Origin of the sequence: Citrobacter sp. RHBSTW-00859, from assembly GCF_013729795.1 — a bacterium.
Classification (GTDB): Bacteria; Pseudomonadota; Gammaproteobacteria; order Enterobacterales; family Enterobacteriaceae; genus Citrobacter; species Citrobacter braakii.
The window spans coordinates 998,452-1,018,827 of the sequence record NZ_CP056284.1; the positions used below are offsets into that span (position 1 = coordinate 998,452).

The following is a 20,376-nucleotide window of genomic DNA, read 5'->3' on the forward strand; positions in this document are numbered from 1 at the left end:
TTTATGACTATCTCTGTAACCTCTTCAGACAGCAATAATAAGAAAATAAAAATTAACAAAGAACTTTTAATGCGCCTTGCGCCGCTTTTGAGTCTGATTATTTTAGTAATATTTTTTAGCTTTGGTTCGCCATTTTTCTTTAACACTGAAAACATCATGACAATCGCCCTGCAAACTTCAGTGATTGGCATTATGGCGATTGGCGTTACCTTCGTCATTATCACGTCAGGAATCGACCTTTCTCTTGGCTCGGTGGTGGCCTTTTCGGGTGTTGCGGTAGGCATCAGCGCCACGCTGGGATTGCCTCTGCCCGTATGTATTCTGGCCGGGGTGCTGGCCGGTGGATTATGCGGCTATATCAATGGTCTGCTGGTCACCAAAATGACTATCCCGCCTTTTATCGCCACGCTGGGCCTGATGATGTCCGTCAGAGGCATCAATATGGTGATGACAGATGGTCGTGCGATTTATTTCGCTGATTACCCCACCTTCAAAATGCTAGCCCAGGGACGTTTGTTCGATGTGTTGCCTTATCCCGTTTTTTACCTGGTGGTGGTGGCGCTAATCGCCGCCTACATCCTGAAGAAAACGGTGATTGGTCGCTATGTTTACGCTGTGGGTAGCAATGAGGTGGCCGCACACCTTTCCGGAATTAAAGTTCAACGCGTCAAAATTTTCGTCTACGCCTTTTGCGGTCTGCTGACCGGGATCGCCGGGGTTATTCTGGCCTCACGTTTGAACTCTGGTCAGCCAACGGTTGGCGTGGGTTATGAACTGGAAGCCATCGCGGCGGTTGTTATTGGTGGGACGAGCCTGATGGGGGGAATTGGCACCATCGGCGGGACTATCATCGGCGCATTCATTATGAGCGTGTTGAAAAATGGTCTGAACCTGATGGGGGTTTCCCAGTTCTGGCAAATGGTGGCCATGGGCGTGGTGGTCATTGCTGCGGTTTATCTCGATACATTACGCAAAAAAATTCGTTGATTTACGCTCCCGGAAGTCACGGGGCATCATAACCCTGACGTTTAGGGTGACTCACTCAGAACGGAGTAAAACAATGAGAACCAGGAATTTTGTCTATGCGTTATCCCTGCTGGCCTGTATGACATCCAGCGTATTGGCTAAAGATATGAACCTTCCGGTGGTCAGTAAAGGTTTCCAGCATGAATTCTGGCAAACCGTAAAAATGGGGACGGAAGCGGCAGCAAAAGAGTCGGGTGATAAAACCAGCTATGTTGGCCCGGCGGATGAAACTCAGATTGCCGAGCAGATTCAGCTAGTTGAAAACGCGATGGCGCAAAAACCCAATGGGCTATTGCTGGCAGCGTTAGATGCCAATGCGCTGGCGCCATTAGTTGAGACCGCAAATTCACGCGGCATTAAAGTTGTGACGTTTGACTCCGGCGTGAATTCCGATATTCCAGTGAGCTTTGTCGCCACGAATAACCGTAAAGCCGGTGCTGAAGCGGCGGATGCACTGGCTGCGGAAGTGGGCAGCAAAGGTAAAGTGGGCATTATTGCGCACGTAGCGGGGACCTCCTCAGCGATTGAGCGTTCGGAAGGATTTATTGCCCGCATGAAGGAGAAATACCCGGAAATCCAGGTGCTACCGGTCCAGTACAGCGATGGCGATCCGCAAAAAGCGATGGATAAAACCATCGATATGATCCAGGCCAACCCTGATATTGCAGGGATTTATGGCACCAATGAAGGCTCAACGCTGGGCGTAGCAAACGCCATTGATAGTCAAAACCTGAAAGGCAAAGTGAAAGTGATTGGTTTTGATAGCACCGAGGCAATCATTGCTTTCCTGAAGTCTGGGGTCATTCAGGGCTTTGTCGTGCAGGACGCTTATCAGATTGGCTACCAGGGTATCAAGACACTAAATGCAGCGGTATCGGGTCAGTCTGTACCGAAAGAAATTGATATTCCGGTTAAATTCGTTAATGCGAAGAACATTGACACCCCGGAAATTGACAAGCTGTTACACCCATTCGGTAAAAAATAACACCGTTGGGGCGAAGTGCTCGCCCCATCATTCGCCAGCGTCAGGGAGTTACTATGGGCAGTGGATATTTCCTCGGTGTGGATGTCGGTTCCGCCAGCGTCAGGGCTGGTGTCTTTGATGCCAGTGGCAAACGGCTGGCTTTTGCGACACACGCCATCTCGCAGTTTCGACCCGGTCCTGAGCGGGTTGAGCAGTCATCTGCAGAAATCTGGCAGCAGGTTTGCCATGCAGTGAAGGAGGCGGTGTCGTCATCCGGGGTTCGCATTGAGGAGATTCGCGCATTGGGATTTGATGCCACCTGTTCATTGGTGGCACTGGATGAACTGGGGCGGGGCCTGGCGGTTTCACCAGGCGAACCATCAGACCATAACATCATCATGTGGATGGATCATCGTGCGGCGCAGGAGACGCAACGTATAAACGCCACGCAGGATCCGGCTTTGCGCTACGTTGGCGGTGAAGTCAGCGTCGAAATGGAGCTTCCTAAAGTACTGTGGTTGAAAAACCATTTTCCAGCCACCTGGCAGAGTGCGCATCGCTTCTACGATCTGGCGGACTTTCTGGTCTCTAAAGCTACCGCCTGTGATGTTGCTGGTCTGTGCACGCTGACCTGTAAATGGAACTATCTGGCACATGAACAACGCTTTAGCCACTCTTTGCTTGACGCTGTTGAGCTAACGGATTTGTTGGGCAAAATCCCGTCGCGGATCCTGCCGCCAGGCGCCGCCGTTGGAACGCTTAGCACCGATGCGGCCCAGGCGCTGGGGCTGACGACTGCAGTGGTCGTCGCCAGCGGAATGATTGATGCCCATGCGGGCGGAGTAGCGCTTGCCGGTGTTGAGCCTGAGGGGACGTTGGCGTTGATCAGCGGAACGTCAAATTGCCATATGCTGTGCAGCGAGCAGGAAATTCATACACCTGGTGTATGGGGGCCGTACTGGTCAGCCATGCTGCCAGGCTACTGGCTGACAGAAGGGGGGCAAAGTGCCGCTGGGGCGTTAGTCGACTGGACGCTTCAGGAGTCAGGAGCCAGCGCGGCGCTATTTTACAAGGCTGAGGCGCGGGGTTGCCATCCCATCGTTTTAGTTAATGAATGGGTTGCCGCACTTGAGGCGCAGGAGTCAGAGCCTGGTCGTTATTTGCATGTGCTGGCCGATCATCACGGTAATCGTTCACCGCGCGCGCGACCCGATGCCCGGGGGAGTGTTTGCGGTTTGACTCTTGAGCGAGGCGAGATGCAGGTTGCTCGTCTGTACCTGGCGACATTACAGGCGATCGCCTGCGGTACGCGGCATATTATGGAAGTGATGCGCGAAAACGGTCACACCATTTCCCGACTGACGCTGTGCGGCGGCGCAACGCATAACCCACTATGGTTGCGAGAATATGCCGATGCCACCGGATGCGATATTCATCTGATGCAGGAAGAGGATGCGGTGACGTTAGGTGCAGCCATCACCGGCGCGGTTGCCTGCGGCGCGTGGGAAAATATTCCATCTGCATGCCAGGCGATGGTTCGATCAGGCGAGGTGATTAAGGCTAACCCGGCACGGCGCAACTTCTATGACCGCAAATATCAGGCTTATCTGATGATGTGGGATCAGCAGCAGGCGATTAACCAACTTATGCAGTAAGACAAAAGTTTAAAATACTTTTATGATTGTAGATTGACGTTTTTGGATGTGAACTGGGGCATATAAATGGCTAAAACAGTAGAACAGATAGCCAGCGATCTGAATTTATCGGTTACGACCGTACGACTGGTGCTGAACGGGAAAGCAGAGCAATATCGAATCAGTGTCAAAACCCAAACGCGTATTAATGAATATGTCGAGCGCTATGGTTACGTCATTAACCATTCAGCACGCAGCCTGAAATTGAATAAAACGGATACGTTGGGATTGATTGTGCCCAATATTTCCAACGTGTTTTTTGCCACACTCGCAGAAAAACTTGAGCAACGCTGTCGTCGTTCCGGTTATCAGCTAACGATTAGCTGTACCTATGACGATGTTGATTACGAAAATAAACTGACTAAAGCGTTAATAGCTCGCAATGTCGATGGCCTTTTTATTGTTCCCTCAACATTAGAGAATCAGCAGCACCATTTACGTCAGGTCAGAAAACCGATGGTGTTACTTGACCGTGATTTTAAGTATACCGATAACGCTCTGGTAGAAAGCCATAACATTTTGGGCGGCGAAAAATTGACGCAAAGTTTGTTTGACGCTGGAAAGTCGCCGATCTGGTTTTTGGTGGGAGATACCGGATTACCCAGCATCGGCGACCGTTTGCAAGGTTATCTTAATGCATTGAGCAATAATGGTATTTTGCATAGCGATTGGGTGCGCGAAGGGCCGGACAACACGCCCGAGGGTGGTTATCGACTGATGGATGAGTTGATCGGCGAACAGGGCTGTCCACAGGCATTTATTGCCTCATCATTACCCGTACTGGAGGGGGCCATTAACGCTATTCGTAATCGTTTTGGCACAATTCCACCTGAAATTAATATTGGGACATTCGATGAACACCCAATGCTGGGATTCCTCGCCAATAATGTCTGGTCAATGCAGCAGGATGAAAATGTTTGGGCGGAAAAAGCGTTCGATATGATGATGAGTGCTATTGATGACCAGCCAATTAAAGAAACTGTAAAAGTTGAGATGAAGCTTATTAAGCGCGTAAGACAACCTTAATACGCCGCTATAAATAAATCGGCCTACTGAACCTGAATATATACGTTCAGTGGCTGCCTGTATCTGAAACCTGACCCGTCTTACTCTGCGGCTGCATTTTTCGCAATAAAGACGAGGGGAAACTGTACCCGGAGAATCATTATGGAAAGAATGCGTTTGTCGCGAGAAATCATTGAAACCTGCCTTGAAATGACCAGCCTTGGATTGAATCAGGGGACGGCGGGAAATGTGAGTGCGCGTTATGAAAATGGGATGCTGATCACGCCCAGCGGTATTCCTTACGAAAGACTTACTGAAAATATGATCGTGTATGTAGATAACGACGGGAAATATGATAAAGGACAATTACCCTCCAGTGAATGGCGTTTTCACCTGGCGGCATATCAGACGCGTCCGGATGCCAATGCGGTTGTCCATAACCATGCCGTACATTGCACGGCCGTTTCTATTCTTAATCGCCCTATCCCGGCAATTCACTACATGATTGCGGCGGCAGGGGGGAACTCTATTCCGTGTGCGCCTTATGCGACGTTTGGTACACGAGAGCTGTCAGAGCATGTGAGCGTCGCCCTGAAAAACCGTAAGGCAACGCTTTTACAGCACCATGGGTTGATTGCTTGTGAAGCGAATTTGGAAAAAGCACTGTGGTTGGCGCATGAAGTGGAAGTTCTGGCCCGCCTTTATCTGAGCACGCTGGCGATTGTTGACCCGGTGCCGGTGCTGGATGACGAGGAGATCGCTATTGTGCTGGAGAAATTCAAATCTTACGGATTACGCATTGAAGAGTAATTTCGCATAGCGAAAAGGAGAAATACGATGGCGAACAGAATGATTCTGAACGAAACGGCATGGTTTGGCCGGGGAGCTGTTGGTGCATTAACCGATGAAGTCATCCGTCGTGGTTATCGCAAGGCGTTGATTGTGACTGATAAAAATCTGGTGCAGTGCGGCGTTGTCGATAAGGTGACTTCCCGAATGGATGCTGCAGGTCTGGCATGGGAAATCTATTCAGGCGTTATTCCTAACCCAACCATTGCGGTGGTGCAGGAAGGATTGGGTGTCTTTCAGCAAAGCGGCGCAGACTATCTGATCGCCATCGGCGGAGGCTCCCCTCAGGATACCTGTAAAGCGATTGGCATTATCAATAATAACCCTGAGTTTGCGGATGTACGTAGCCTTGAAGGGTTATCGCCAACGCGCAACCCGAGCGTGCCGGTTATGGCTATCCCCACCACCGCGGGAACGGCAGCGGAAGTGACCATTAACTACGTGATCACTGACGAAGAAAATCGGCGTAAGTTTGTTTGTGTCGATCCCCATGACATCCCACAGGTAGCGTTCATTGATGCTGACATGATGGACGGCATGCCAGCGGCGCTAAAAGCCGCCACCGGAGTGGATGCCCTGACCCATGCTATTGAGGGCTACATCACGCGGGCGGCGTGGGCGCTTACCGATGCGCTGCACATTAAAGCCATTGAAATGATAGCCGGGGCATTACGTGGTTCCGTTGCGGGCGATACCCAGGCCGGGGAAGCGATGGCGCTGGGCCAGTACGTGGCCGGGATGGGCTTTTCCAACGTTGGTCTGGGATTAGTGCATGGAATGGCACACCCGTTAGGCGCGTTTTATAACACGCCGCACGGCGTAGCAAATGCCATTTTGCTGCCGCACGTGATGCGCTATAACGCCGAATTCACCGGGGAAAAATTTCGCGATATCGCCCGGGTGATGGGAGTTAAGGTTGAAGAACTGACGCTGGCAGAGGCACGTAAAGCGGCAGTAGATGCCGTCTTCGCCCTTAACCGCGATGTAGGGATCCCGCTGCATTTACGCGATGTTGGCGTACGTAAAGAGGATATTCCTGCGCTGGCGCAGGCGGCATTTGACGATGTTTGTACCGGGGGAAATCCCCGTGAAGCGAATCTTGGGGATATCGTTGAGCTGTACCACACCGCCTGGTAATTTTTCAGCGTGACGGCGTGAAAGCCTTATCCGGCCTACCGGGGTGTTCGACGTGTAGGCCAGATAAGCACAGCGCCATTCGGCAACAGAGCTATCGCACCAACCGTAATTGCTGCAGGTTTCCGTCGATATGTAAGTCCGTTTGCAGCCGTGCGATATCGCGACACAGAAACGCCATCTCCTGGTGCATCTCTAGTTTCTTGCGCCACTTGTCCGGTACTTCATCAAGATGCGCGTAAATGCCTTCCAGATGTTGAAACTGTACGAGCAGCTGCGTGGCGCTTTTGGGACCAATACCTGCAACCCCCGGTACTTTCGAACTGCTGATCCCGGCCAGTCCCCAGTAATCAGGCAACTGCTGCGGCAGCACGCCAAACTCTTTCTCAATAAACGGTGCATCCAGCCAGCGCTTCTGGAAGTAGTCACGAATACGTAGCGTCGGGGAGAGCAACTGACAATAGCCTTTATCGGTTGAGACGATGGTAGCCTGATGTCCCGCCTGGCTCACTTTAACCGCCAGGGTTGCGGCTAAATCATCGGCTTCATTCCCGCTGGAGACCCAACAGCAGACGCCGCGCTGTTCAAAAGCGGCGCGTAAGGCGGGCATTTCCTGGTGCAATTCATCAGGCATCGGTGGGCGACCGGATTTGTAGTCAGGCAACCGTTGGTGACGCCAGCCGCTGTTGCGCGCTTCATCATCGAATACCGCCACGGCGTGCGTAGGCTGACTGTGCACAATCAACTGATCGAGCGCGTGCTGGCACGTCTCTACGCAGGGTGAGCCCTGTACGGCGTGAATGCGGCGGATAAGGTTCAGTGCATCGACAATGAGCAGGTGGACGGCCACAGTGTTCTCCCTAACAAATAAGTTTGTAGGGTAACATTCACGGCGAGGGGAGGCGAGTGTTGCGAAATAGCGTTATCCGTAGACCGGATGGCGGCGAGCGCCTTACCCGGCCTACAGACCCTGAAACGTGGTGGGACTTAATCGCAGGTGACAATCTTCATCGCCAGACCGCCGCGAGATGTTTCACGGTATTTGGCGTTCATGTCTTTACCGGTTTCGTACATGGTCTCGATGACTTTATCAAGGCACACGCGCGGTTCGCTGGTACGGCGCAGCGCCATACGTGCGGCGTTCACTGCTTTAACCGAAGCAATGGCGTTACGCTCAATGCACGGTACCTGCACCTGGCCGGCAACCGGATCGCAGGTCAGACCCAGGTTATGTTCCATACCGATTTCCGCCGCGATGCACACCTGCATTGGGCTACCGCCCAGCAGTTCAGCCAGACCGGCCGCAGCCATGGAGCAGGCAACGCCGACTTCACCCTGACAGCCCACTTCGGCGCCAGAGATGGAGGCGTTCATCTTGTACAGTGAACCAATGGCGCTCGCGACCAGCATGTAGCGTGCCAGCGAGTTAGCGTTCACTTCGCGGATAAACTTGTCGTAGTACGCCAGCACGGCAGGAACAATCCCGCATGCGCCATTAGTTGGCGCCGTAACCACGCGTCCACCGGCAGCGTTTTCTTCGTTCACGGCCAGCGCGAACATGTTGATCCAGTCAACAACCGCCATCGGATCAGTGGTGGTTTTGTCGCTGCTGACCAGCATACGACGCAGCGCCGCCGCGCGACGTGGAACGCGCAGTTTGCCCGGCAATACACCTTCGGTGGTGATGCCGCGCTCAATCCCGCTGCGCATGACGTCCCAGACGTTGGCGAAGTGTTGTTCCAGCTCTTCTTTGCTGTGCAGCGCCAGTTCGTTTTGCATCATCAGACCGGAAAGTGACAGGCCGGTTTCCTGGCAATGACGTTGCAAATCAGCCGCAGATTTATACGGATACGGCACGTTTACCGGAGAGTTGTTCGGTAAACCAAAATGTTCTTCATCAACGATGAACCCACCGCCAATGGAATAGTAAGTCTGGCTGTAAATGGCTTTTTCGCCCGCCAGTGCGGTAATACGCATCCCGTTTTCGTGCAGGGACAGATTGTCCGCATGGAAATTCATGCACTTGTCGACCGGGAACTCGACCTCATGTTGACCGTCCGCCAGCAGCAAACGTCCATGAGTATTCACATCCTGGATAAAGGCCGGGATGGCATCAATGTCTACGGTATCCGGCAGATTACCCGCCAGGCCCATAATAATCGCGATGTCGGTATGGTGACCTTTCCCCGTCAGAGACAAGGAGCCATAGACATCAACCACTACGCGGGTTACGTCAGTGAGAATTCCGCGTGCAATCAGGTCATCCGTGAATTGTTTGCCTGCTTTCATCGGGCCAACAGTGTGGGAGCTGGAAGGGCCAATGCCGATTTTGAAAATATCGAATACGCTAATCATGAGGCGTCCATTGTGTATCGAGGTGCGCCGCTCCCGAGGAGCGGCGCAGGGGAATTAACTGAACAGAGAGTAGAAAATAGCGGAGATAGCGATCAGGCCCATAATCACAACGAAGACGTTGCTGATATGGCCGCTGTATTTACGCATTGCCGGTACTTTCTGAATTGCATACATCGGCATCAGGAACAGAATCATCGCGATGATTGGGCCACCCAGGGTTTCAATCATACCGAGGATACTTGGGTTCAGCGTCGCCACAATCCAGGTGGTTACCAGCATGAACAGCGCAGTGATTTTGTTCAGTTTGTTGATTTCGATGGTTTTGCCTTTGCCGCGCAGAGACTTAATCACCATACCGTTGAAACCTTCACGTGCGCCCAGGTAGTGGCCGAGGAAGGATTTGGTGATAGCGATAATCGCGATAATCGGTGCCATCCAGGCAATGATCGGCGCGTTAAAGTGGTTTGCCAGGTAAGACAGGATAGAGATGTTCTGCTCTTTCGCTGCGGCCAGATCCGCTGGGGTCAGGCTAAATACGCAACTGAAGACGAAGAACATAACGGTCAGCACCATCATGATGTGAGCGAATGCCAGAATCTTAGAGCATTTCTTCTCAGCTTCATCACCGTATTCTTCACGCTTCGCCACGGCGAAGGAGGAGATGATTGGTGAGTGGTTGAAGGAGAATACCATTACCGGAATTGCCAGCCACAGGGTCAACAGCAGTCCGTTGCCGGTGGTTGCTGCAGAGTCAAAGGACAGGGTTTCCAGAACGGCACCGCTCCACTGAGGGATCAGGTACAGCGCCAGCAGCATCAGGGCGGCAACAAATGGGAATACCAGGATGCTCATCGCCTTCACGATCATCTGCTCACCGAAACGCACGATGGTCATCATGCCGACAATCAGGATCAGAGACAGGATTGCGCGCGGCGGCGGCGTAATTGCCAACTGGTGGGTCAGGAAGCTTTCGACGGTGTTGGTGATTGCTACGCTGTAGACCAACAGAATTGGGTAGATAGCGAAGAAGTAGAGCAGGGTAATCAGTTTTCCTGCGCCTACACCAAAGTGTTCTTCTACAACTTCAGTAATGTCTTCACCCGGATTTTTACCGGACAGCACGAAGCGAGTCAGGCCGCGGTGTGCAAAGAAGGTCATTGGGAAAGCAAGGATCGCCATGATGATCAGCGGAATCATACCGCCTACGCCTGCGTTAATCGGCAGGAACAATACACCCGCGCCAATCGCCGTGCCGTAAAGGCCCAGCATCCACATGGTATCTGTCTTGCGCCATGCGCTGCGGGTCTGGCCCGTAACGATAGTGCTGGTTTGAGTGTTTTCCATCTATTTCTCCTGGAGGAAGCTTAAAAAGTCGGGTTTGGGATCAATCCAATGAGAAAATACCCGACTGTAAATCGAAATTCGTTGAGCGATTTTTTATATAATTTTTCGCCGTAATAATTTGCGGGCGGAAAGATACATTTTAGTAATGAATGTATCAGTGATCGCGATCCCAAATGCAATAATCCACCTTTTATGTGGATAAATTTGGACCATTAATCTGTTAAAAAATAGTCAAAGCGAATTTACGGGCGCGAAGGCTAACATTAACGACATATATCATGAAAGCGAAGGCGCGAAGATACGAGCGTTACGCTGTAAAAACTGTTGTTTTTAGAGGATTTTGGCGACTAATAATAATTTCCTAATATAAATCACGGTTGGGTTTTAAAGGTAATCGTTTGCGTAGCGCGTTATTTTTAATGAAACATCATCGGTATTTATATGATCGTCTGAGCTATGTGACTGGTATCACTAAAAAAAGCCGGGAGGCTGATGCGCCAAACCCGGCTTTGATATGGACAAAACTGTCACCGCGATAGCGTCTGCTGGCGGCTGTTGGAGGTTAGGCGCAAATCTCGTAGCAAGGGATATACGCGGAGCCTGGTAACTTCATACGATGCTGTGCAACAAAGCCCTGCAGGAGATCGTCCATGCGGCGCATCATTTCGCGGTCACCGTGGATTTTGTACGGGCCAAACTCTTCGATGGCGCGGATCCCGACTTCCTTCACGTTACCGGCTACAATCCCCGAGAACGCACGGCGCAGGTCTGCCGCCAGTACTTCCACGGGTTGATCCGGGTACAGCTTCAGGTTAGCCATGTTTTCATGGGACGGCTCGAACGGCATCTGCAAATCAGGCGCGATACGAATCGACCAGTTAAAGCTGTAGGCATCACCGGTGTCACGGCGGTTCTCTTTCACCAGCGGCATCGCTTTTTTCATCAGACGAGCCACTCCTGCTGCATCGTCTATGATAATGCGATAGTGGCGACGCGCATCTTCCCCCAGTGTGTGCACGATAAATTCGTCCAGCACGCGGAAGTAATCGGCGCTCTCTTTTGGTCCAGTCAGGATCAGCGGTAAAACCTGATCTTTGTTGGCCGGGTTCATCAGGATCCCCAGCAGATACAGCAGCTCTTCTGCTGTCCCTACGCCGCCTGGGAAGATGATTATACCGTGGGCGATACGCACGAACGCTTCCAGACGTTTTTCAATGTCTGGCATGATTATCAGTTCGTTAACCAGCGGGTTAGGCGGCTCAGCGGCAATGATTGACGGTTCGGTCATACCGATAAAGCGGCTGTCTTTGTATCGTTGCTGGGCGTGACCGACCGCAGCGCCTTTCATTGGCGCTTCCATCGCCCCCGGACCACAGCCGGTACAGATGTTCAGTTCGCGCAGGCCCAACTGGGTACCAACGCGACGGGCGTACAGGTACTCGTTTTCGTTGATTGAGTGACCCCCCCAGCAGACGACCATGTTCGGCGCTTCACCCACGTGTAGCGCCCGGGCATTGCGCAGGATCGAGAATACCAGGTTGGTAATATGCACCGAGCTTTCGAGATCCAGATGCTGAAAGCGACCGGCGTTATGGATCTGGCCATTGACGAACAGAATATCGCGCAGCACAGCAAACAGGTTGGCCTGCAGTGCGCGAATAATGCGTCCATCAACAAACGCATCTTCAGGCGGGTTGATCAGTTCCAGCTTTACGCCCCGTTCGCGGCGCAGCACGTTAATGTCGAAACTTTCAAAGCGTGACAGCAGCTCTTTGCTGTTGTCGGTCAAACTGCCGGAGTTCAGAACGGCAAGCGAACAGTTACGAAACAGTTGATACAGGTCGCTGCTGGCCGTGCGTTTAAGCATATCGACTTCCAGCTGCGACAACATGTCCATTGAGCCAAGCGGGCTAATATGTGTAATCAAGTAAACTCCTTATGGGACGCAACACGTCATTCCCTGTTGATTACAATAGCCCTGGCTTATGACCTTTCACAACCTTGCGCGCGGAATCCGGCACGCAAAATTGAGAAAAAAGATTACTGACGTACCAGACGCCCCGTTGCTGGGGTGAAATCGGTGTTGGTGCGCCATGGGTTAATGTCCAGGCCGCCACGTCGCGTGTAGCGCGCGTAAACGCTCAGTTTCTCCGGCTGGCAGAAGCGCAGAATGTCATTGAAAATGCGTTCCACGCACTGCTCGTGAAACTCATTATGGTGACGGAAGGAGACCAGATAACGCAGCAGCTTCTCGCGATCGATTTTTCGTCCGCGATACTGAATCTGTATGGAGCCCCAGTCCGGCTGGTGGGTGATCAAGCAGTTAGACTTCAGCAGATGGCTGACCAGCGTCTCTTCCACCACTTTTTCACCGCCAACGGCATTTTCCAGATACTCTGTGCTGAACTGGTAGTTATCGATGACGATATCCTGATTGTCGATGCAGGTGCCGTTAAAGTGGGCTATCGGTTGTCCTTCCAGTTCGTCAAGACGGTACAGCGCTACGCTGACATCGCCCTGAGCACAAGCGCGCAGATCGTTTTCCAGCGTCTGGCGTACCGCATCCCAGGAATCAAAACGCGTCTGGTTAAAACTGTTCAGGTAAAGCTTAAAGCTTTTCGATTCAATCAGATTTACGCTGGTGTAATCCAGTTCTACATGACCGACCGCTACCTGCGGTAAACCGTTGGCATTCAGCCAAGACAGTTCATATAGCGTCCAGATATCGGCACCGTGAAAAGGCAGATTATCGACCTGTAAATCCAGCGGGTCGCGGTTCAGGCTGCGTGGAACGCCCTGCAGCAGGCTGGCATCGTAATTGTCGCGGTAATCTGTTGATTTACCGAGAGTCAGGCCGTCAAGCGCCTGATGATTTTCATAAGAGGACATGTTTCACCGTCATAAACCAGATACACTATGCGACAAGTGTATCCTGGCTTTTGTGAAGAGAGAAATCAGTGGACGAATTGACAGCGCAGGCGTTGACAGCCTTTACGACACGTTATTGCGACGCATGGTACGAAAAAAACAACAGTTGGCCCCTCAGCGAAGAGCTGTATGGCGTACCTTCTCCGTGCATCATTTCTTCCACAGACGATGCGGTATTCTGGCAACCTCAGCCTTTTGTCGGCGAAAAAAACCTCAATGCGGTTGAACGCGCCTTTGATATCGTGATACAACCAGCCGTTCACGCTTTTTACACCACCCAGTTTGCCGGGGACATGCACACGCAGTTTGCGGATGAAAAACTAACGCTGCTGCAAACCTGGAGCGAAGACGACTTCAGGCGCGTTCAGGAAAACCTGATTGGTCACCTGGTTACGCAAAAGCGCCTCAAGCTGTCGCCTACGCTTTTTATTGCCACCCAGGACAATGAGCTTGACGTCATTTCGGTGTGCAATCTCTCCGGTGAAGTGTGCAAAGAAACGCTGGGAACCCGTAAACGAACGGTGCTGGCGGACTCACTTGCGGAATTTCTCACTCAGCTTAAGCCGGTTCTGTAATCCAGATTGCCCTGAACCTTGTGAGAGATCTCTTACAAACCCTGTAGGACATTGCCAGGTAATAAGTAAAGACTTAATGAACGGATAAAATAATTATTCCTTATTATTCATAAAGTTAATTTTTTATTGTCAACTTTCATACGAAAATAATCTTAAGGGAGTGTCTGTAAGCATCTTGTAAGACAAGGCGAAACAGGCGATTCTATATCTGTCGACAAGGAGTCGCACAACGAAGAGAACATCAGGATGATGGCTCTTCGGCAGGACACACCAGGACGGTGTTACAAGGACAGGCTTCAGGATGAAGCGAAGCGGAAAGCGCTGGATGCGTTAAGGGACACCTCCAGGATGGAGAATGAGAGCCGGTCAGGATGTTCGGCGGGTCAGGATGGCCAGGACACTTCAGGATGAAGTTTTCATATCGGGGTGATGTGAGCAGGATGCACTAGTTCAGGATGAACAAGGTCGCAAGACCACAGGAAAAGTTGTCACGGATGAGCAGGGAGCACTAAAAGTAGCTGGAACGCTGCGAAACGAACCGGGAGCACTGTTTTTACAGTGCTCCCTTTTTTTATTTCCCTTCACTAGTGCTATTCTTCGCGCCAGATTTTTCATCATTGAGGTTAATTTCATGACGACTCATGACCGTGTGCGCCAGCAGTTACACGCGCTTGAAGCGCTACTGCGTGAACATAATCACTGGCGGTTGGATGAGCCTGCAGAGCATCTGTTTACCAGCACGCAGCCTTTTTGTATGGATACCATGGAGCCGGTTGAGTGGCTGCAATGGGTATTGATTCCCCGCATGCATACGCTGATTGATAACGCTCAGCCGCTTCCGCAGGCTTTTGCCGTCGCACCGTATTACGAAATGGCGTTGGCAGCCGATCACCCGCAACGCGAAATTCTGCTGACGGCATTGCAGGAATTGGATGCTCTGTTTACAAGTGATAACGCCTGATGCTGGAGATTCTGTATCAGGACGAATGGCTGGTCGCAGTTAACAAACCTTCGGGCTGGTTGGTTCACCGCAGTTGGCTCGACCGGGATGAGAAAGTGGTGGTGATGCAAACGGTACGCGACCAGATTGGTCAGCACGTTTTTACCGCCCACCGACTCGACAGACCGACTTCCGGGGTACTGCTGATGGGACTGTCCAGCGAAGCCGGGCGGTTGCTGTCCCAGCAATTTGAACATCATCAAATTCAGAAACGCTATCATGCGATTGTGCGTGGCTGGCTGATGGATGATGCCGTGCTGGATTACCCGCTGGTCGAAGAACTGGATAAGATCGCCGATAAATTTGCCCGTGATGATAAAGGCCCGCAGCCTGCCGTCACCCATTATCGCGGTTTGGCGACGGTTGAGATGCCGGTAGCGACCGGGCGTTATCCGACGACCCGTTACGGATTGGTGGAACTGGATCCTAAAACCGGTCGAAAACACCAGCTCAGACGCCATCTGGCGCACTTACGCCATCCGATTATCGGCGACAGTAAGCACGGTGATTTGCGGCAAAACCGCAGCGCCGCTGAGCACTTTGGCTGTCAGCGTTTGATGCTTCATGCCAGCCAGCTTGCGCTGACTCATCCTTTTACCGGCGAACCGCTGGTTATTCGCGCCGGGCTGGATGATGTCTGGATGCAGGCGCTATCACAGTTTGGCTGGCGTGGACTTCTCCCTGAGAATGAAAGGGTTGAGTTCAGCGGGCTGTCAGGTCAGGATGAGCAGATAGATTCTTAAGTCCCAGGAGATTACGGTTATGGCGGAAATTGGAATTTTTGTCGGCACGATGTACGGAAACGCGTTGCTGGTTGCCGAAGAGGCCGAAGCTATTTTGACGGCGCAGGGCCATAAAGCCACGGTGTTCGAAGATCCCGAGCTCAGCGACTGGCAGGCATATCAGGAAAAATATGTGCTGGTGGTGACCTCAACGACCGGGCAGGGCGATCTGCCGGATAGCATCGTGCCGCTGTTTCAGGGGATCAAAGATAATCTCGGTTTCCAGCCAAATCTGCATTACGGAGTAATTGCGCTGGGTGACAGTAGCTATGTTAATTTCTGCAATGGCGGCAAGCAGTTCGATGCACTGTTGCAGGAACAAAGCGCCCAACGTGTAGGGGAAATGCTGCTGATTGACGCCAGCGAGCATCCTGAACCGGAAAGCGAATCCAATCCGTGGGTAGAAAATTGGGGAACCTTGCTTAAATAACCTTTCGCCCGGCAGCACTTTGTTTGCACGGGCCTGTGACAAATGATGGACATGGAGAGAACAATCTGATTATCACTAAGGGAGATTTGCTTTAATTTATCTGTATTATAAATACAATCGCATAATTTTATTTGTAACCCGAATTTATAAAAATTAAATTCGGGTTTTTTATTATTTATGAGATCAAAAGCACAAACAAATAACCCAGTTATCATGCTTTAATAAAAACAGGCCCAAAATCTGGATTTTGTGAATGAATTAATGAGGTGAATAAATGAGATGGAATGATAATAATTGGAAATTATTAAGCTAAGGAGATGCAATTTGTTTACTTTGTATAATTCACGGGATTTTAGCCAAAGCGCCAGATTAGAAGACTTTGAAAAAATAATTTCACCTAAAGAAAGTATTAGGTTAGCAAGGATATATTATGAACTTGATGATGATAAAAATCAGCGCTCAACTATATTTGGCCTGCCACAGAGAAAATGGAATGTAAACCGATATTCTTCTGGTGCGTATGAAAGGCCCCCTATTGGTAGATGTAATCGCATTTATGATGAGATACAACACAAATTAAGCGTGGGCTGGATAATAGCGATAGATTATGATGAGCATTGGTCCTGGGACAGAAATCCTTTTTATTTTGATCAGGACGGGGAGTTAGTTTATGAACCATTTATGCCTGATGTATTCGACAGTATCTTCGCAGAGAGAGTAAGGAGAGCTCATCAGGAAACCCTCGACAGGGGACTGGAAAGAAAACCCAGACCCACTCAAAAGATTGAGTATGGTGCACCAGGTTATCTTGAACCCACACTAAAACCTCTTACCGTAGTCCCAAGGCATTCATGTCCGGTTGAAGAGGATAAACCGTCTCGCGAACCTGTAGATGCAGGATTTTGTGTACTGCCCTATGGTGCCACACCGTCATCTTTCGAATCCAGGTTTTTTATTAATCCTCCGGATGGTACACGTGAGTTATATCACAAGCTCAATCCAGATATAAAAAAACAACCGGGTTCAATTCTGCTTGTCGTTGATCCTGAAAAGCAAGATCAGCAACAGATTGAAACATTGCAAAAAGCGCGTGATCGAATTGATAACGCGCTTGCGCCATTAACACTGCCAGAAGCCCGTGTGTTACACGAAAACAGAGCTTCCGTAGATATTTTTTCTTCACAATTATACAGCGATGCTTTAGGACAAAGCGGGGATATCTTAGGTTACATAAAAGATACCGGTGGGGGGTATTATGAAGAAATAAATAAAACACTCAATGAAATACAGGCGCTTTATAAGAAAACATATAGTAGTAATTCTGGTCGTATTTCTGGAGAGGAGTTTTTTGGTCAACGAGAACGACTACTTAAAAAATTAGACGGTATTTTGAATAAATTCTCAAAAGAACGGCTAAATTTAAAACAATATGAAGATATAAAGCAGGCATTAGGTTTATCAACCAAATCGATTATGCATAAGTGGGATCAAACAGGAGTAAAGGATATTGAGGGATATGCAAGCTACATAGAAAAGTCAGCCAAACTGATAAAAATAATGAGAACAACAGGCTATGTAGGTGTTGGTCTTGATTTTGCGAGTTATACAACTAACGTTTATGAAGCTTGCGCAAAAGGACGTGAAAGCGAATGTAGAAAAGCAGCGATAACGGAGTACAGCAAATTCGGCTTCAAACAAACTGCAAGTTTTGCTGGCGGAGCTGCCGGGGGAATTATGGGGAGAGCCGCGTGTACATGGGTTCTGGGATTGATTACATCAGAAGCAGGAGGTATTGGCGCAAGTGTATGTTTGGTAAGTGGCATTGCTTCAAGTATTGCAGGAGGTAAATTTTTGGAAAAAATGGGTGAGAAACTAGGTGATAGGTTTGGTGGATTAGTGAATGACGATATTGATAATCCAGAACTTAAACTGTATGACCCAGATTCATTTAATGAAGCAGCAGGCATTCTAATATATGAAAAGATTTTTAACAGATAATCTAGATGTCATTAATATGAGCCTTGGCATAATGCTGGTTATTATCACTTTGATTTTAATACTTATTTCTTATGTGATAAATGCTGAGAAGTATAAAAAAATAGTAATATTATACGAGGAGGAGTTTGGTCGTCTTCCTATCACTGCAAGTTTGGCGAGAACAGCAAGCTTAATTGGTACTCCCGGTATCTACTTTGCAAAAATAGATTTCATTATGTCTAGTCTGATTTTTCCCTATAACAGGGTTTTTAATAATGATATGAGTATTGAAGCATATCATTTTATTCGTTCCTTACCCAAAGAATTAACCACCGGGTTTAAAGTTGAAGCGGCGTTCTGGTTTGTTGAGTTTATTGTTCTGGCTTTTTTGGTGATCCTTTATTATTTTTTCTGAAAAATCGAATGTTAATAGGGGCTCCAATAAACTAGAGTCCCTTTTTTATTTTTATTTTTATTTTTATTTCAATGTCCCATATTCCTGATCAACAATCTCACCATAATTAGCGGCAGGTAATAACCCCACTAAAAAACAATTGAGTCACGTTAGGAGTTGGTGCGCAATCTAAGAGATCAGCTTCCTAAACTGTTAGTCGTCATAAGTAGTAGCGCCTTAAACCCAGACGGGCACCGCTGGTTAGATGTTGCCGCCACACGGCAACAAATCGCCCACCAAACGCCAATTTCGTGAAGCATCTTCCATTCCCTTAGGCTTATGCCATAAACAACCTCATTCACCTCCCGCAATGTTGTGTTTTTGCACGGTGAGGGTAAGAGGCACTCCTTCATATACTTTTCCCGTCAGTTCCCGAAAAGGCAGCGAGTCAGAATAAAACGGCCCTGAGCTGTACCAAAACTGCCACACACTAACCTCTCATTCTGATCACCCTACAGGTGCTGTACAGAATGAACTGGCGAAAGCCAAGATTCAGGAGTGCAACAATGAGTTCATTAAGTCAGGCGGCGAGCAGCGCGGAAAAACGCACTAACGCTCGCTACTGGATAGTGGTGATGCTGTTTATCGTCACATCCTTCAACTACGGCGATCGCGCCACCTTATCCATCGCCGGCTCGGAGATGGCCAAAGATATTGGTCTGGATGCGGTAGGGATGGGGTATGTATTCTCCGCTTTTTCATGGGCCTATGTTATCGGTCAGATCCCCGGCGGCTGGCTGCTCGACCGCTTCGGTTCAAAACGTGTTTACTTCTGGTCCATTTTTATCTGGTCGATGTTTACTCTGCTGCAGGGCTTCGTCGATATCTTCAGCGGCTTCGGCATTATCGTTGCGCTGTTTACCCTGCGCTTCCTCGTGGGGTTAGCCGAAGCGCCATCCTTCCCTGGCAACAGTCGTATTGTGGCGGCGTGGTTCCCGGCGCAGGAAAGGGGCACGGCGGTCGCTATTTTTAACTCGGCGCAGTACTTTGCCACCGTAATCTTCGCGCCAATCATGGGCTGGTTGACCCACGAAGTGGGCTGGTCGCATGTGTTCTTCTTTATGGGCGGTCTCGGGATTGTTATCAGTTTTATCTGGCTGAAGGTGATTCATGAACCGAACCAGCATCCGGGCGTAAACCAAAAAGAGCTGGACTACATTGCCGAAGGCGGAGCGCTGATCAATATGGATCAGGCGGCAGCCAAAGCCAAAGTGCCGTTCAGCGTGAAGTGGGGGCAGATCAAGCAACTGCTGGGCTCACGAATGATGATCGGTATTTATATCGGCCAATACTGCATAAACGCGCTGACCTACTTCTTTATTACCTGGTTCCCGGTTTATTTGGTACAGGCACGCGGTATGTCGATTTTGAAAGCCGGTTTTGTTGCCTCGGTCCCGGCCATTTGCGGATTCGCAGGCGGCGTGCTCGGCGGCATTATTTCCGACTGGCTGATGCGCCGTACCGGTTCGCTGAATATCGCCCGTAAAACGCCAATCGTACTGGGTATGCTGTTGTCGATGGTGATGGTGTTCTGTAACTACGTCAACGTGGAGTGGATGATCATCGGCTTTATGGCGCTGGCCTTCTTCGGCAAAGGTATCGGTGCGTTGGGATGGGCGGTGATGGCCGATACTGCGCCAAAAGAGATCAGCGGTTTGAGCGGCGGTCTGTTCAATATGTTTGGCAACATCTCCGGTATCGTTACGCCAATTGCTATCGGCTACATCGTAGGTACCACTGGCTCGTTTAACGGTGCGTTGATTTACGTCGGGGTGCATGCGCTGATTGCTGTAGTGAGCTATCTGGTGCTGGTGGGTGATATTAAACGTATCGAACTGAAACCTGTCGCAGGGCAATGA

At 50.1% G+C, this 20,376-nt stretch carries 18 protein-coding genes; 13 read left to right on the forward strand and 5 right to left on the reverse strand.

All coding sequences use genetic code 11. The features are described from left to right. Nucleotides 1-3: 3 nt before the first annotated feature. The 6 genes from HV302_RS05015 to fucO all read left to right on the forward strand — a co-directional run bounded on the left by HV302_RS05015 (nt 4) and on the right by fucO (nt 6,675). Nucleotides 4-987: an ABC transporter permease gene (locus HV302_RS05015; RefSeq protein WP_003034055.1), complete on the forward strand. Its 984-nt coding sequence runs from the start codon at nt 4-6 to the stop codon at nt 985-987. Nucleotides 988-1,060: 73 nt separating this feature from the next. Beyond that, entirely contained in the window at nt 1,061-2,011 is a 951-nt protein-coding gene (locus HV302_RS05020; RefSeq protein ID WP_016157361.1) for an ABC transporter substrate-binding protein, read from the forward strand. Between the two features lie 53 nt (nt 2,012-2,064). Then, nucleotides 2,065-3,645, forward strand: coding sequence for an FGGY-family carbohydrate kinase (locus tag HV302_RS05025; protein WP_181626994.1), 1,581 nt, complete (start codon nt 2,065-2,067; stop codon nt 3,643-3,645). 66 nt (nt 3,646-3,711) lie between these two features. After that, entirely contained in the window at nt 3,712-4,710 is a 999-nt protein-coding gene (locus HV302_RS05030) for a LacI family DNA-binding transcriptional regulator (protein WP_131346702.1), read from the forward strand. 141 nt (nt 4,711-4,851) lie between these two features. Further along, a complete protein-coding gene (gene fucA / locus HV302_RS05035; protein ID WP_003034062.1) occupies nt 4,852-5,499 on the forward strand; it encodes an L-fuculose-phosphate aldolase in 648 nt (215 codons plus the stop codon). A 27-nt stretch (nt 5,500-5,526) separates the two neighbouring features. After that, on the forward strand, nt 5,527-6,675 hold the full coding sequence (gene fucO, locus HV302_RS05040) for a lactaldehyde reductase (protein WP_046276144.1): 1,149 nt from the start codon (nt 5,527-5,529) through the stop codon (nt 6,673-6,675). Between the two features lie 91 nt (nt 6,676-6,766). Here fucO and xni read toward each other — a convergent pair whose 3' ends face one another. From xni to queF, 5 genes are all read right to left on the reverse strand, one after another. Further along, nucleotides 6,767-7,522 carry a flap endonuclease Xni gene (gene xni / locus HV302_RS05045; protein WP_181626995.1) on the reverse strand — a complete coding sequence of 252 codons (756 nt, stop codon included), beginning with the start codon at nt 7,520-7,522 and terminating at the stop codon, nt 6,767-6,769. Nucleotides 7,523-7,659: 137 nt separating this feature from the next. Further along, a complete protein-coding gene (locus tag HV302_RS05050; RefSeq protein WP_016154248.1) occupies nt 7,660-9,027 on the reverse strand; it encodes an L-serine ammonia-lyase in 1,368 nt (455 codons plus the stop codon). 54 nt (nt 9,028-9,081) lie between these two features. After that, nucleotides 9,082-10,371, reverse strand: a complete 1,290-nt coding sequence (locus HV302_RS05055; protein ID WP_016154247.1) for an HAAAP family serine/threonine permease — start codon at nt 10,369-10,371, stop codon at nt 9,082-9,084. 562 nt (nt 10,372-10,933) lie between these two features. Further along, the gene (ppnN, locus tag HV302_RS05060) at nt 10,934-12,298 is read right to left on the reverse strand and encodes a nucleotide 5'-monophosphate nucleosidase PpnN (protein ID WP_181626996.1); all 1,365 of its coding nucleotides are present in this window, start codon (nt 12,296-12,298) and stop codon (nt 10,934-10,936) included. A gap of 113 nt (nt 12,299-12,411) precedes the next feature. Next, nucleotides 12,412-13,260, reverse strand: coding sequence for an NADPH-dependent 7-cyano-7-deazaguanine reductase QueF (queF, locus tag HV302_RS05065; protein WP_181626997.1), 849 nt, complete (start codon nt 13,258-13,260; stop codon nt 12,412-12,414). A gap of 68 nt (nt 13,261-13,328) precedes the next feature. Between queF and syd the strand changes: the two genes are divergently transcribed. The 7 genes from syd to gudP all read left to right on the forward strand — a co-directional run bounded on the left by syd (nt 13,329) and on the right by gudP (nt 20,376). Next, nucleotides 13,329-13,874 carry a SecY-interacting protein gene (gene syd / locus HV302_RS05070; protein WP_094760831.1) on the forward strand — a complete coding sequence of 182 codons (546 nt, stop codon included), beginning with the start codon at nt 13,329-13,331 and terminating at the stop codon, nt 13,872-13,874. 631 nt (nt 13,875-14,505) lie between these two features. After that, a complete protein-coding gene (locus HV302_RS05075) occupies nt 14,506-14,835 on the forward strand; it encodes a YqcC family protein (protein ID WP_016154244.1) in 330 nt (109 codons plus the stop codon). Beyond that, entirely contained in the window at nt 14,835-15,617 is a 783-nt protein-coding gene (truC, locus tag HV302_RS05080; protein ID WP_003825671.1) for a tRNA pseudouridine(65) synthase TruC, read from the forward strand. Before HV302_RS05075 ends, truC begins: the two co-directional genes overlap by 1 nt. A gap of 19 nt (nt 15,618-15,636) precedes the next feature. Next, entirely contained in the window at nt 15,637-16,086 is a 450-nt protein-coding gene (locus HV302_RS05085; RefSeq protein WP_016154242.1) for a flavodoxin, read from the forward strand. Between the two features lie 324 nt (nt 16,087-16,410). After that, nucleotides 16,411-18,084 (forward strand): hypothetical protein, encoded by a 1,674-nt coding sequence (locus HV302_RS28160; RefSeq protein WP_326928752.1) that lies wholly within the window; start codon nt 16,411-16,413, stop codon nt 18,082-18,084. After that, on the forward strand, nt 18,062-18,478 hold the full coding sequence (locus HV302_RS05095) for a hypothetical protein (protein ID WP_181626998.1): 417 nt from the start codon (nt 18,062-18,064) through the stop codon (nt 18,476-18,478). Before HV302_RS28160 ends, HV302_RS05095 begins: the two co-directional genes overlap by 23 nt. A 545-nt stretch (nt 18,479-19,023) precedes the next feature. Then, nucleotides 19,024-20,376, forward strand: coding sequence for a galactarate/glucarate/glycerate transporter GudP (gene gudP, locus HV302_RS05100; protein ID WP_016154241.1), 1,353 nt, complete (start codon nt 19,024-19,026; stop codon nt 20,374-20,376).